The organism is Citrobacter sp. CK181, from assembly GCF_030333595.1.
GTDB lineage: Bacteria > Pseudomonadota > Gammaproteobacteria > Enterobacterales > Enterobacteriaceae > Citrobacter_B > Citrobacter_B koseri.
In genome coordinates this window covers 254224-268061 of the sequence record NZ_JAOWFN010000013.1, presented here as the reverse complement: position 1 = coordinate 268061, position 13838 = coordinate 254224, and the positions used below count along the sequence as shown (strand labels likewise).

General features: G+C 55.6%; 10 protein-coding genes. 5 read left to right on the top strand and 5 right to left on the bottom strand.

Annotation, left to right across the window (positions count from 1 at the left end):
* Position 1: 1 nt before the first annotated feature.
* From bcsB to bcsR, 4 genes are read right to left on the bottom strand one after another with little or no spacing between them, the layout of a single operon-like run.
* Positions 2 to 2353, bottom strand: coding sequence for a cellulose biosynthesis cyclic di-GMP-binding regulatory protein BcsB (bcsB, locus tag OGW17_RS12625; RefSeq protein ID WP_012135659.1), 2352 nt, complete (start codon positions 2351 to 2353; stop codon positions 2 to 4).
* A gap of 10 nt (positions 2354 to 2363) precedes the next feature.
* On the bottom strand, positions 2364 to 4970 hold the full coding sequence (gene bcsA, locus OGW17_RS12620) for a UDP-forming cellulose synthase catalytic subunit (protein WP_012135661.1): 2607 nt from the start codon (positions 4968 to 4970) through the stop codon (positions 2364 to 2366).
* The gene (gene bcsQ / locus OGW17_RS12615) at positions 4967 to 5719 is read right to left on the bottom strand and encodes a cellulose biosynthesis protein BcsQ (protein WP_012135662.1); all 753 of its coding nucleotides are present in this window, start codon (positions 5717 to 5719) and stop codon (positions 4967 to 4969) included. Before bcsQ ends, bcsA begins: the two co-directional genes overlap by 4 nt.
* Positions 5720 to 5730: 11 nt before the next feature.
* Positions 5731 to 5925 carry a cellulose biosynthesis protein BcsR gene (bcsR, locus tag OGW17_RS12610; RefSeq protein WP_012135663.1) on the bottom strand — a complete coding sequence of 65 codons (195 nt, stop codon included), beginning with the start codon at positions 5923 to 5925 and terminating at the stop codon, positions 5731 to 5733.
* 290 nt (positions 5926 to 6215) lie between these two features.
* Here bcsR and bcsE point away from each other — a divergent pair, with 290 nt between their 5' ends.
* The 5 genes from bcsE (at position 6216) to OGW17_RS12585 (ending at position 12532) form a co-directional block, all read left to right on the top strand.
* A complete protein-coding gene (gene bcsE, locus OGW17_RS12605; protein WP_071259270.1) occupies positions 6216 to 7775 on the top strand; it encodes a cellulose biosynthesis c-di-GMP-binding protein BcsE in 1560 nt (519 codons plus the stop codon).
* The gene (bcsF, locus tag OGW17_RS12600; RefSeq protein ID WP_012135666.1) at positions 7772 to 7963 is read left to right on the top strand and encodes a cellulose biosynthesis protein BcsF; all 192 of its coding nucleotides are present in this window, start codon (positions 7772 to 7774) and stop codon (positions 7961 to 7963) included. The genes bcsE and bcsF overlap by 4 nt, the downstream gene beginning before the upstream one ends.
* Positions 7960 to 9639, top strand: a complete 1680-nt coding sequence (bcsG, locus tag OGW17_RS12595) for a cellulose biosynthesis protein BcsG (RefSeq protein WP_114647204.1) — start codon at positions 7960 to 7962, stop codon at positions 9637 to 9639. The genes bcsF and bcsG overlap by 4 nt, the downstream gene beginning before the upstream one ends.
* A 282-nt stretch (positions 9640 to 9921) precedes the next feature.
* On the top strand, positions 9922 to 11118 hold the full coding sequence (megL, locus tag OGW17_RS12590) for a methionine gamma-lyase (RefSeq protein WP_012135669.1): 1197 nt from the start codon (positions 9922 to 9924) through the stop codon (positions 11116 to 11118).
* A gap of 115 nt (positions 11119 to 11233) precedes the next feature.
* Positions 11234 to 12532 carry an aromatic amino acid transport family protein gene (locus OGW17_RS12585; RefSeq protein ID WP_071259265.1) on the top strand — a complete coding sequence of 433 codons (1299 nt, stop codon included), beginning with the start codon at positions 11234 to 11236 and terminating at the stop codon, positions 12530 to 12532.
* A 33-nt stretch (positions 12533 to 12565) separates the two neighbouring features.
* Here the strand turns inward: OGW17_RS12585 and OGW17_RS12580 are convergent, their stop codons facing one another.
* On the bottom strand, positions 12566 to 13768 hold the full coding sequence (locus tag OGW17_RS12580) for a sigma-54 interaction domain-containing protein (protein WP_047460384.1): 1203 nt from the start codon (positions 13766 to 13768) through the stop codon (positions 12566 to 12568).
* Between the last annotated feature and the right edge of the window lie 70 nt (positions 13769 to 13838).

Genomic DNA, 13838 nt, shown 5'->3' with positions numbered 1-13838 from the left:
ATTACTCGTTATCGGGATCGAGTCGACGACGGCTGATAATGCGCAGCAGACGCCACAGAACCCAGGCCAACAGCACGACGCTAACCGCCGCCAGTATCGCCAGCAGCACCGGATGATTCGATAACGCGTACCAGAGGCGTTCGAACCACGGTAAATGCCCTACGTAGTAAATATCGCCCACCCGCAGGCTGTTGACGCCAGACTCGCGGATCACCGACACGGAGCCAAACATGGCGGCGCGTTTTCCGCTGTCGTTCATCGCTTCGGTCAGCAGTTCATACCCGCGCGGGCTGTCTGCCAGCAGCGCCACCACGCTACGCTGGTCGTTGAACGGCGACTGGAAGCCCACTACCGCCGCCATCGCGCCAGCAGAGGTGATGGTGGATTTCGCATCCGGCGCGCGGTCGGCCTCATCCGGCATGATGCTCGGGAAGGTCGTCTGGCGCATCGGCGTGTTCACCCAGCTTTGCGTCGCCTGTACCAGCAGGTCGATGCGTTTGTCATCTTTCAGTGCGTCGGGGATTGTCCCGATCACCATAATATCCGCGTCTTTACCCTGAATCTGGCGGCTATCGTCGGTGATATTCAGGTTAATCGACGGGAAACCGGTCTGCGCGCCAATCGTTCCGGTCACATCCAGCAGCGTTTCCATCTGCGCTTCGTTCGGGTTTTTCGGCATCACGGCAATGGTTTCTGAAAGGTCAGCCATCCGGCTGAACGGGAAGCCCGCGTTGGCGAAAGCGCGCAGGTCCGGCATCGCGATAAAGTGATAATATTTCGAGAAATCAATGGTGGAGTCGTCGCCAATCACCACATGGTTTTGTACCGGCTGGAATGTCACGCAATTATCCACCGAGCCGCCCGGCATCGGGTTCATGTACTGGAAGTCAAAGCGCAGCTGGTTCATCGCCCCCAGCTTCAGCGCCGGGATCGACACGTCCGTTTTACCGTCAATCAGCCCCTGCAATACCGGCAAACGCAGCAGCAGGCGATTGCTTTCCTGGGTGCTGTTCAGGCTGAACGCTTGCAGGAACTGATCGTTCAGGCTGATATCCATACGCGAGCTGTCTTTGCTTGGCGGCGTGGTGTAACGGTAGTTGAGATTCATATCAATACCGTTGCTGCGCAGCAGATAGAGATCCGGCGGCAAATTCAGCGACAGCGAAATCGCCGCAGGTTCCAGCCCGGTGGACTGGAGCTGCTCTTTATAGGTTTTCAGCTCGCCGAACGTCACCGCACGGTCAGTACGTACCCAGTTCGGCGCATCATAAGGTTTACGCGCCAGCAGAGGCTTCACCTCATCCACCACCACGCTGTCGCCACGGAACAGGATATTCCCTTGCGCAATGCCTTTCGCCGCCTGCAACAGATCGTTATCGTCGCGGCCAAAGACCACCAGCAGCTTCACATATGGGTTGTCCGGGTGGCTGATCATCTCAATCACCGGCGCTTTTACCGGCGGATGATCGCGCAGGAAATCAGGGCGCTTGTCGTTCGTGGCAAAGACGATGGCATTACGATCCGGCAGCGTGTTGTACATCACCGGGAAATGCTGGCCGCGCCAGCCTGCGCGCGAACCGAACCATGAAGAGACAATGGATGCCGCCTGCTGCTGCATCAGATCCGGCGAACCGGCAAAGACCACAGGCAGCGTAACCTGGCGGTTGTCCCGCGGATCGAAGAACGGCACCGGGAAGTGCGACAGATCGTTTTTCACCGGCAGGGTCTGGTACGTCAGATCCAGCACGCTACTGCGGCCAACATCCAGCCAGAGCGTACTGCTGGCCGGGTTTTCGCAGACATCACGATAGTGCCCGACGAACTCCAGCCGCACGCGGTTAAAATCGGTGATAAAGAGCGGGTTGATCGGCATCTGGGCCAGCGTCTTTTTGCCCAGTTGCTCTTTCGTGACCGGCAACACGCCCATCAGCTCATCATTGAGGTAGACCTTCAGCTGCGACTGGATCGGCAGCAACGACGGCGACGGGGTGTATTCCAGGTTCAGCATCGCTTTCGACACCACCTCATCGCTGCGCATACCGAACTCAATGCTGCCATTCGGGTTCACGCCACGCAGCACCATACTGCCCGGCGGCGGCGCGATTTGCGCGAAGGTCAGCTTCACATCGCGGGAAGGCCCGTTTTGCGCCACCACGGGCGCATCGGCGCCCGGCACGCCCGGCATTACCTGGCCGACCGGCTGCTCCGGCGTTTCTGGCGCAGGCGCTGTCGGCGCTTGCGCTGGCTCAGCATTGATCAATGGTTGCGTTGCAGGCGTCGCATTCGTCATGAAAGTGGGGAAAGCGCTTATCCCCATAGCCACTGCATAAACCCAGGAAAGTTTTCTTTTCATCGCGTTATCATCATTGTTGAGCCATCACCTGATCCGGCTGCCGCTCCGGGCGACGCGGAATAAACGACACAATCCAGGAAACCAGCGTCGTCAGAGAACGGAAAATTACTTTGACGGAAGACGGAGCAAATTCCGCAAGATGGCGGTAGCCACGGAAGCCCAGCTTCAGAATATCCAGCAGGCTTTCCAGCGGTTTGTCTTCCGGGAAGCTGTCCTGCCAGAGCGCCCACGTATCCGCGCGGGCAAATGTGCACTGCACAAAGTCGATATGTTGTTTCGTGGTCATCGGCAGCAATTGCAGCCCGACCTCATTGCCCAGCACGCGCACGACCTGAGTAGGAAAGACGTACTCTTGCTGGCCGCGTTTAAGCAATAAATTAACCTTTTGCCCTTCCAGCACCTGCGCCTGCCCGTTGATCCGAATCCCCAAGCCGCCGTCGGAGAAGTCATGCACGGTGCATGAGAACAGGTGGCCATCTTCACGGGCAATGGCCGCCGGCATGGAGATTTCAACGCGGTGCGCCCGGCGTACCTGCTTACTTTCCACAGAGACCGCCACCGCGCCACCCAGAATGATCAGGTTATAGAAAACCCACACCAGACTGACGATCACCGTGAGTATTTCGTTGGCGGGGCCGTAGTAGTAACGCCAGACGCCCACCACGACCCCCAGCAGGTTGAGCAGCACCAGAAAGATATAGGGCCGGGAAATCACCCAATCGACATACTCTTCCTCTACCAGCCCGCCTTTCGCGGTAACGTTGAATTTCCCTTTATGCGGGTTGATCAGCGCCACCATCGTCGGCGGCGCGATATACCAGGCCAGCACCGTTTCGTAAATTTCACTCCAGAAGGAGTGGCGGTATTTCCCCTGAATCTTCGAGTTGGTGAGGCTGGCGTGAATCATGTGCGGCAACACAAATAGCGCAATCATCAGCGCGGGCGCATAGATGATATAGGCGTGCAGCAACAGGAAAGCCAGCGGCGCCGTCAGGAAGATGAGCCGTGGAATGCCCGATAAAAAGTGGAACATAGCGTTGACGTAACACAGACGCTGCGCCAGCTTTAAGCCTTTGCCAAACAGCGGGTTATCCAGACGGAAGATTTGCACCATGCCGCGCGCCCAGCGAATACGCTGCCCGATGTGCGCGGACAGGCTTTCCGTCGCCAGGCCTGCCGCCTGTGGAATGCGCATATAGGCCGAGGTGTAGCCGCGACGGTGCAAGCGCAGCGAGGTATGCGCATCTTCGGTCACGGTCTCAACGGCAATGCCGCCAATCTCATCCAGCGGTTTACGGCGAATCACCGCGCACGATCCGCAGAAGAACGTGGCATCCCACATGTCGTTGCCATCCTGCACCAGCCCATAAAACAGCGTGCCTTCGTTCGGCGTTTTACGGAAACGACCGAGGTTGCGCTCAAACGGGTCCGGCGAGAAAAAGTGGTGCGGCGTCTGCATCATGGCGAGCTTTTTCTCTTTCAGGAACCAGCCCATCGTCATTTGCAGGAACGAGCGTGTCGGGACATGGTCGCAGTCAAAGATCGAGACAAACTCACCTTTCGCGTATTTCAGCGCGTTATTGATGTTGCCGGCCTTGGCGTGTTCATGCGTGGTACGGGCGATGTACTGTACGCCGACGGTCTGGGCAAACTGGCGGAACTCTTCGCGCCCACCGTCGTCAAGAATCCAGATGCTCAGCTTGTCTTTCGGCCAGTCGATGCCCAACGAGGCATAAACGGTGTTTTTCACTACGCTGAGGTCTTCGTTGTAAGTCGGAATAAAAATGTCCACCGTCGGCCACTGCGCCATCTCTTTCGGTAGCGGCACGGGCTGGCGGTTAAGCGGCCAGACGACCTGGAAATACCCCAGCACCAGGACAATCCAGGCGTAGGTTTCCGCAAACAGCAAAATCAGCCCGCAAACCAGGCTCAGCGGGTCATCCCAGTTTAGCGTCGAGGTATAACGCCACCAGATATAACGGCATGACACCGTCAGCGACAGCACGATCAACATCAGGGCGGAGAAACGCCCCGGTATCCGCCGCACCAGCAGCGCGACGCCCCACAGCAGTATCAGGAAGATAAACTGCGACAGCGGGTTAAACGGCTGGGTAATACAGATGATCGCCAGAATCAGGGAAAAAGTGACGATGACGCCGAGGATAAAGCGGCGCACCCCGTTGCTAAGATGGCCCAGCTCTTTTTCGCTTTCCAGGTGCGTGGTCTTTTTACTGACGCGGTCGGGCAGCGTGTCCATCCACTGATGATAGCGACCGCGCACGCCCAGCAGGCGGGAGAGCGACCGCCAGCGCGGTTCGACCTTCTTCTCTTTACGCGGCGAGAAGGCCATCAACCAGAGCGTTTGAATGGCATAGCGGGCCGGGTCCAGCGGACGCGGTCGGTTGGCGTTAATGTGCGGATAGAGCGCTTTATGCTGCGCGCGAATGCGCTGCCAGCGCGGATGCTCAAGCGGAATAAAAGTCCACGCCAGAATCACCCACAGGCAGCCCAGCATCGCACTGAACGGCGACGCGCCATGACGGCGATACCCCTGATAGCGCTCGCTCAGGCGTGCGCCGACCGGCGGAATGAGAAGCCACCGGGTCAGGATGTTCATGATGCGCTCCCGGCAGGGGCGCGATTGCCCGCATAGTGCAGCAAACACCAGTTCGCCAGCGTCAGCACCTCTTCTGCCGCCAGCGAATCGCCACGGTACTCGCCCAGCGGCTGTTTCGAAGCCATACATTCCGCCATCGCTTCATCGCGATGGATCACCATCGGCAGCAAACGACGCTGGCTTTGCAGCCAGACCTGGTACAGATCGTCCTGCAACTGGCTGGCAATGCGTAAATCGTTAATCAGGATATGCGCGCCCGTGGGCAGCGCCTGTTGATGCAGCCGGATATGGCAATTGGTGTCCGCTTTTACCACCGCCAGCGTATGATCGCAGAGGCTGACCAACTGTTGCGTCAGCGGTGAGACGCCGTGGGGAAGATCCAGCAAAATCCACGAATAGCGTCGGCTCTCTTTCAGTTCGCGCAGGCCAGCGCAAATAGCTCCCAGCTTTTCCGCCCATTCCTGAGGATTCTCCCGCTCTTCCACCGTAAGCTGTCCGAACGGCAGCAGATCGAGCTGGGTGGTATAACGCAGTCCGGCATCGCGCCAGTCTTTACCGTCCAGCAGCGCCCTGGCCCAGCCGTCGCGATGGGCAAAATCGACATTGAATGACATACGCAGCAGGTTATCGGGGCTGGCATCAACGACCAGCACATTTTCCCCGAGTATTTGCAGCGCCCAGGCGAGCGCCGAAGTGATTGATGTGGTGCCTACACCGCCGCGCACGCCCTGCAATCCCAGAATGGACATCCCTGACTCCCTTATGATGGTTGTTGCGCAAATTCAGCCAATAAAGGCCAACGTTTAATCGCCGCAGCCAGCTGTTCGCGTTGGGAAATATCGGTATAGTCTATTTCGGGCAAGGAGAAAGCCTGACTTAACGCCAGAAAATCATTTTGAAAGGTATAGCCCAATGCTGAATCAAACTGAGAGTCAGGTTCGTTGTTGTTATACATTCTGTATTGTGTCCCTTTTGAATATACTCACCATGCTTCAGACAATTTTTCTGGCAGCATCCCCCCCTCTTCACTGTTAATCTTCAATGCAGGGGATCGTTCATTTCTCGCCTTTCCGTTACGCAAACTGTAAGAGTAAAGAAAACACCATGACCGAGGTCGCAAGGCTTCCTGCCCGCCGAATTGATTCATATGCTAAATCTGATGTGTTTTAATTTCAATGTTAGGTTTATTTCTGAGCTTTCGCTAGTAAACTGATAAACAGATAAAATAGCGACAAGAGGGACGCTGTGGACCCCGTATTTTCTATCGGCATCTCATCATTATGGGATGAACTACGCCACATGCCTGCCGGCGGTGTCTGGTGGGTTGACGCTGATCGCAATGAAGATGCCATCAGCCTGGTGAATCAAACGATTGCCTCGCAGGCAGGGAACGCGAAAGTCGCGGTCATTTGTATGGGCAGCGATCCGGGTGAATTAATCAAATTAGATGAATCTCACGGCCCGGAAAAAATCCAGTTATTTTCAATGCCGGATTCTGAAAAGGGGTTATACTTTTTGCCCCGCGATTTGCTTTGTTCTGTTGATCCTACACATTACTTTTTCATTCTTCTTTGCGCGAATAACGCCTGGCAAAATATATCAGGGGAACGCCTTCATCAGTGGCTGGAAAAAATGAATAAATGGACCCGGTTCCATCACTGTTCGCTTCTGGTTATTAACCCTGGAAATAATAATGACAAACAGTTCTCCCTGTTGATGGGGGAGTATCGTTCGCTTTTCGGCCTTGCCAGCTTACGTTTTCAGGGCGACCAGCATCTGTTCGACATCGCGTTCTGGTGCAGCGAAAAAGGGGTCAGCGCCCGGCAACAACTGACGCTGCGCCATAAAGATGCGCACTGGGAGCTGGCCCACAAGGAAGAGGCAAACATCCAGCCGCGCAGCGACGAAAAACGCATCCTCAGCAATATCACCGTTCTTGAAGGCGCTCCGCCGCTGTCGGAACACTGGGCGCTTTTTGATAATAACCAAACCTTGTTCAACGAGGCGCGAACTGCGCAGGCGGCGACGATCATCTTCTCCCTGACGCAAAATAGCCAAATCGAACCCATGGCGCGGAATATCCATACGCTGCGCCGCCAGCGCGGAAGCGCGCTGAAAATTATCGTCCGCGAAAATCTCGCCAGTTTGCGAGCGACCGACGAGCGACTGCTGTTAGGCTGCGGCGCGAATATGGTTATTCCGTGGAATGCGCCGCTTTCCCGCTGCCTGACGCTGATTGAAAGCGTGCAGGGACAGCAATTCAGCCGCTACGTCCCGGAAGAGATCGCCACACTCCTGTCGATGACGCAGCCCATGAAGCTGCGCGGTTTCCAGACATGGGACGTCTTCTGCGAAGCCGTACATAACATGATGAGCAACACGCTGCTGCCCGCTGACGGGAAAGGCGTGATGGTCGCATTGCGCCCGGTGCCGGGTATCCGCATCGAGCAGGCGCTGACGCTCTGCCGCCCAAACCGTACCGGCGATATCATGACTATCGGCGGCAACCGGCTGGTGCTGTTTTTATCATTCTGTCGGGTCAACGATCTGGACACTGCGCTGAACCATATCTTCCCGCTGCCGACCGGCGATATCTTTTCCAACCGCATGGTCTGGTTCGAAGATAACCAAATCAGCGCTGAACTCGTGCAAATGCGCCTGCTGTCGCCTGAACTGTGGGGCACACCGCTGCCGCTGACTCAGGGGCCGAACCCTGTGCTCAATGCCGAGCATGACGGGCGGGTCTGGCGACGTATTCCCGAACCCTTACGACTGCTGGATGACAGCGTGGAGCGCCCACAATGATGAACGTCAACGATATCATCCAGATCATCGTCTTTTGCGCGCTGATCTTTTTTCCTCTGGGCTATCTGGCGCGCCATTCGCTTCGCCGCATCCGTAACACAGCCCGACTGTTATTCGCCAGACCCCGTTATGTAAAACCCGCCGGAACCTTGCGCCGTGCAACAAACGTCAAGGCAGACAAAAAATGACTCAGCATACTCAAACCTCATCCATGCCTTCACCTCTCTGGCAATACTGGCGCGGCCTTGCAGGCTGGAATTTCTACTTTCTGGTAAAGTTTGGCCTGCTTTGGGCGGGATATCTCAACTTCCATCCGTTGCAGAACCTGGTCTTCATGGCCTTTTTGTTAATGCCAGTCCCCAAACTCAGCCTGCACCGTCTGCGCCATTGGGTCGCTATCCCAATCGGCTTTGCGCTTTTCTGGCATGACACCTGGCTGCCTGGCCCACAAAGCATTATCAGTCAGGGCTCGCAGGTCGCGGGTTTTAGCGCGGACTATATGCTCGATCTGGTGACTCGCTTTATCAACTGGCAAATGATCGGCGCCGTGTTTGTGCTGCTCGTCGCCTGGCTGTTTTTATCGCAGTGGATTCGGGTCACTCTTTTTGTTGTCGCCATTATGATCTGGCTGAACGTGCTGACGCTGACAGGGCCAGTCTTTACGCTGTGGCCTGGCGGCCAGCCGACCGACACGGTGACGACCACCGGCGGCTCTGCGGCGGCGACGGTCGCAACGGCAGGAGACACCCCGGTGGTCGGCGATATCCCGGCGCAGACCGCGCCTCCGACCTCAGCCAATCTGAACGCGTGGTTGAACACCTTCTATAACGCGGAAGAAAAACGAAAAACGCCGTTCCCGACGGCGCTGCCGGCCGATGCGCAGCCGTTTGAACTGCTGGTGATCAACATCTGTTCCCTCTCGTGGTCTGATGTTGAAGCCGCAGGCCTGATGTCACATCCGTTATGGTCGCATTTCGATATTCTGTTTAAGCACTTTAACTCCGCCACCTCCTACAGCGGCCCGGCGGCGATCCGCCTGCTGCGCGCCAGCTGCGGCCAGTCGTCGCACACGAATCTGTATCAACCGGCAGGCAACGACTGCTACCTGTTTGATAACCTGTCGAAGCTGGGCTTCACGCAGCATTTGATGATGGGTCATAACGGCGAATTCGGCGGCTTCCTGAAAGAAGTGCGTGAGAATGGCGGTATGCAGACGGAGCTGATGGATCAAAAAGGGCTGCCCGTCACGCTGCTGGGCTTTGACGGTTCTCCGGTTTATGACGACACCGCCGTGCTCAATCGCTGGCTGGAAACCACCGAGAAAGATCAGAACTCGCGTAGCGCAACGTTCTATAACACGCTGCCGCTGCACGACGGGAACCACTTCCCTGGCGTCAGCAAAACGGCGGATTACAAAATTCGCGCGCAAAAGCTGTTCGATGAGCTGGACGCCTTCTTTACCGAACTGGAGAAATCAGGCCGTAAAGTGATGGTGGTGATGGTCCCGGAACACGGCGGCGCGCTCAAAGGCGACAGAATGCAGGTTTCCGGGCTACGCGACATCCCCAGCCCGTCGATCACCAACGTACCGGCAGCGGTGAAATTCTTCGGCATGAAAGCGCCTCATCAGGGCGCATCGATTGAGATTGACCAGCCGAGCAGCTACCTGGCGATTTCCGAACTGGTGGTGCGCGCCCTTGACGGCAAACTGTTTGTCGAAGACAACGTCAACTGGGATCAGCTCACCCGTGGGTTGCCGCAGACCGCACCGGTCGCTGAAAACGCCAACGCGGTGGTTATCCAGTATCAGGGTAAACCGTATGTGCGTCTGAACGGCGGCGACTGGGTGCCTTATCCGCAGTAAACGAAAAAGGCCTGATGGCGCTACGCTTATCAGGCCTACAGGTCAGGCACAATCTCCTGAAATTATGCCGATTTGTAGGCCGGATAAGACGCTTTTGTCGCCATCCGGCAAAACTCGCGCAAGCGCTGCAACACGCTGGAAAGATTCTTGCCAGCTGGCAACTTTTCTGACGACCCGTAAAAAACGAAACCCACTAACTCTTTGATATATAAAAACTCCTTTTCTGGCACAGCGATTGCTATTTGAGTGTGAGCTGTTCTGTTCCGAATCAAAGGAGATATCATGTCTGACTGTCGTACTTACGGATTCAACACCCAGATCGTTCACGCGGGGCAACAACCCGATCCTTCAACTGGCGCGCTCAGTACGCCAATCTTCCAGACGTCGACGTTTGTTTTCGACAGCGCCGAACAGGGGGCCGCCCGCTTTGCGCTCGAAGAGTCCGGGTACATTTACACCCGCCTGGGCAACCCCACGACGGACGCGCTGGAGAAAAAGCTGGCGGTACTGGAAAGAGGCGAAGCGGCGCTGGCGACCGCGTCCGGCATTTCCGCCATCACCACCACGCTGCTGACGCTCTGTGAGCAGGGCGATCACATTGTCTCAGCCAGCGCGATTTATGGCTGCACGCACGCATTTTTGTCGCACAGCATACCGAAGTTCGGTATTGACGTGAGTTTCGTTAATGCCGCCAACCCGGATGAGATCCGCGAAGCCATCCGCCCGGAAACCAAAGTGGTGTACATCGAAACGCCCGCCAACCCAACGCTCTCCCTGGTCGATATCGAAACGGTCGCTGGGATCGCCCATCAGCGGGGCGTGCTGTTGGTTGTGGATAACACCTTTATGTCGCCGTACTGCCAGCAACCCCTGCTCCAGGGAGCCGATATCGTGGTTCACAGCGTCACGAAATACATCAACGGACACGGGGATGTTATTGGCGGAGTCATCGTCGGCAAGCAGGAGTTTATCGATCAGGCGCGGTTTATCGGGCTGAAGGATATCACCGGCGGCTGCATGAGCCCCTTTAACGCCTGGCTGACGCTGCGCGGCGTGAAGACGCTGGGGATTCGCATGGAGCGCCACTGCGAGAACGCGCTGAAAATCGCCCGTTTCCTGGAAAGCCATCCGAAGATTACCCACGTCTGGTATCCGGGGCTTCCTTCGCACCCGCAGTATGAACTTGGCAGACGCCAGATGAGCCTGCCCGGCGGCATTATCAGCTTCGAAATCGCGGGTGGCCTGGAGGCTGGCAGACGCATGATCAATTCGGTAGAATTGTGCCTCCTCGCGGTCAGTCTCGGTGATACCGAAACCCTCATTCAGCACCCTGCGTCTATGACACATTCGCCTGTTGCGCCAGAGGAACGGCTTAAAGCAGGTATTACCGACGGGCTAATCCGTCTTTCTGTGGGTCTTGAAGATCCAGAAGATATTATTAACGACCTTGAACACGCCATCAGAAAGGCGACATTCTGACCATTACGGTCGGAGCTGGCCTGCGTCGGCTCCGGCTGTTGAGAATCAAGGCACAACGGCCTGGCTATACGCATCATCCTTCCCGGGGTGACGCGTATTTTGGGCAGGGGGCTCTATGCAGGACAACACATTACAATTAAGCAACAGTAAAGCGACCACCGCAGCGTTATCAGGAAAACTACCGTTTACGAAATACGATTTTGGCTGGGTGCTGTTATGTATCGGCATGGCCATTGGCGCCGGAACGGTGCTGATGCCGGTACAGATCGGGCTAAAAGGAATTTGGGTCTTTATCACCGCGTTTATTATCGCCTACCCCGCAACCTATATCGTGCAGGATATTTACTTAAAGACGTTATCAGAAAGTGAAACCTGTAATGACTACACCGATATTATCAGTCATTACCTGGGGAAAAACTGGGGCGTCTTCCTCGGCGTGATCTACTTTTTGATGATTATCCACGGCATTTTTATCTACTCTTTATCCGTGGTTTTCGACAGCGCGTCGTACATTAAGACCTTCGGTCTGACCGATGCCGATCTCTCGCAGTCCATCCTCTATAAAGTGGCGATCTTCGCCGTACTGGTCGCTATCGCCTCCGGTGGAGAAAAGCTGCTGTTTAAGATCTCCGGCCCTATGGTGGTGGTGAAAGTAGGCATCATCCTGATCTTCGGTTTCGCGATGATTCCGCACTGGAACTTCAGCAATATTACGGCCTTCCCGCAGGCGTCGGTCTTCTTCCGCGATGTGCTGCTCACCGTCCCCTTCTGTTTTTTCTCGGCGGTGTTTATTCAGGTGCTGAACCCAATGAACATTGCCTACCGCAAACGAGAAGCCGACAGAGTGCTGGCGACGCGTATGGCCATTCGTACCCACCGCATCAGCTATATCACGCTGATTGCCGTGATCCTGTTCTTCTCGTTTTCGTTTACCTTCTCCATCAGCCACGAAGAAGCCGTTTCCGCCTTTGAGCAGAATATCTCCGCTCTGGCATTGGCTGCGCAGGTCATTCCCGGACAGATCATTCATTTCACCTCAACGGTACTGAATATCTTTGCGGTTCTCACCGCCTTTTTCGGTATTTACCTGGGCTTTCATGAAGCGATTAAGGGCATCATTCTCAACGTGCTGAGCCGGGTTATCGACGTGGAGAAGATCAATCCGCTGGCGCTGATGCTTGGCATCTGTACCTTTATCGTTATCACGCTGGTCATTTGGGTATCGTTCCGCGTCTCGGTGCTGGTGTTCTTCCAGTTGGGCAGCCCGCTGTACGGCATTGTGTCGTGCATCATCCCTTTTTTCCTGATCTATAAAGTCACGCAACTGGAAAAACTGCGCGGCCTGAAAACCTGGCTGATTCTGCTGTATGGGATTTTGCTGTGCCTGTCGCCGCTCCTGAAGCTGATTGAATAACGCGTTCCGTGCGCCGTCGATTCCTGGCGGCGCTTAACTCACCCCTTCCAGTTGGTAGCTGCGTATTTTATTCAGCACCGTCGTGTGCGAAACCCCCAACGCTTTCGCGATATGCCGGGAGGAGACATTCTCTTCCACCATCTGCTCAATCAGCTGTCGCTCAGCATGTTGCACCTGCTCTTTGAAGGGACGGTCGGGATGCCCCGGCAACGCTTGTGACACCGTTGAAAGCCCCAAATCATCGCAGGTGATGACATCACTTTCTGACATCAGCATCAGACGGATAATGGTGTTCTCCAGTTCGCGAACGTTGCCCGGCCAGTGGTGGTGACGCAGTGACTCAAAACAGGCTTTGTCCAGTATCAGCCGCCGTTGAAACTCTTTGGCATATTTCTGTACAAAATGGCGAATCAGTAAAGTGATATCCGAAGGGCGCTCGCGCAACGGCGGAATCGTGAGCGTCAGTACGTTAATGCGATACCAGAGATCGGCGCGCAGCAGGCGCTGTTCGACCATCTCTTCCAGATTCGCGTTGGTGGCGACAATAATACGCGCGTTAACCGGGATCACCTGCGCCCCGCCGACGCGGCGGATGCCGCCGTCCTGAAGCACCCGCAGCAGCTTGGCCTGTAAATTCAGCGGCATTTCGCCAAATTCATCAAGAAACAGCGTTCCCTTATCCGCCATTTCAAACAACCCTTTTTTCCCTCTGCCGTCCGCACCGCTGAACGCCCCTTTTTCATAACCAAAAAGTTCGCTCTCCATCAATGCCTCAGGCAGCGTTGAGCAGTTGACGGGGATAAACGGATAAAAGCGCCGCTGCCCGGAATTATGAATGGCGCGCGCCAGCAACTCTTTACCCGTGCCGGTCTCACCACGGATCAGGACGGTATATTTGCTGTCAGCGATTTTTAGCGCTTTTTCAATCAGCACCTGCATACTCTGGCTGCTACAGATAATGTCGGAGAAATAGCGCGGTCGCGTCAGTTCGGGCGTGGTCAGTTCAGAAAGATTCTCAGAGAGATAAGCGACATTAATAATGTCGGCATGTTGATTGAGGCAGGTCTGGACGCTGGAAATATCCTGCAACTGGCGGCACCAGGATTTAATCAGAATCCGACCTGGTGTGACCTTCATGGAGATAATATTAATATCGCGGCAGGAAAACTCCTTGAGGACATCCTCAACCATAGACAGACGATCGATTGTTTTAATATCCCAGCGTATCGTGACCACGTTGGCTCCAGATATTTCTGTGGCAATCAGAAATCTGCTTACATTCTAGTCGCTATGGGATAATGTTCTG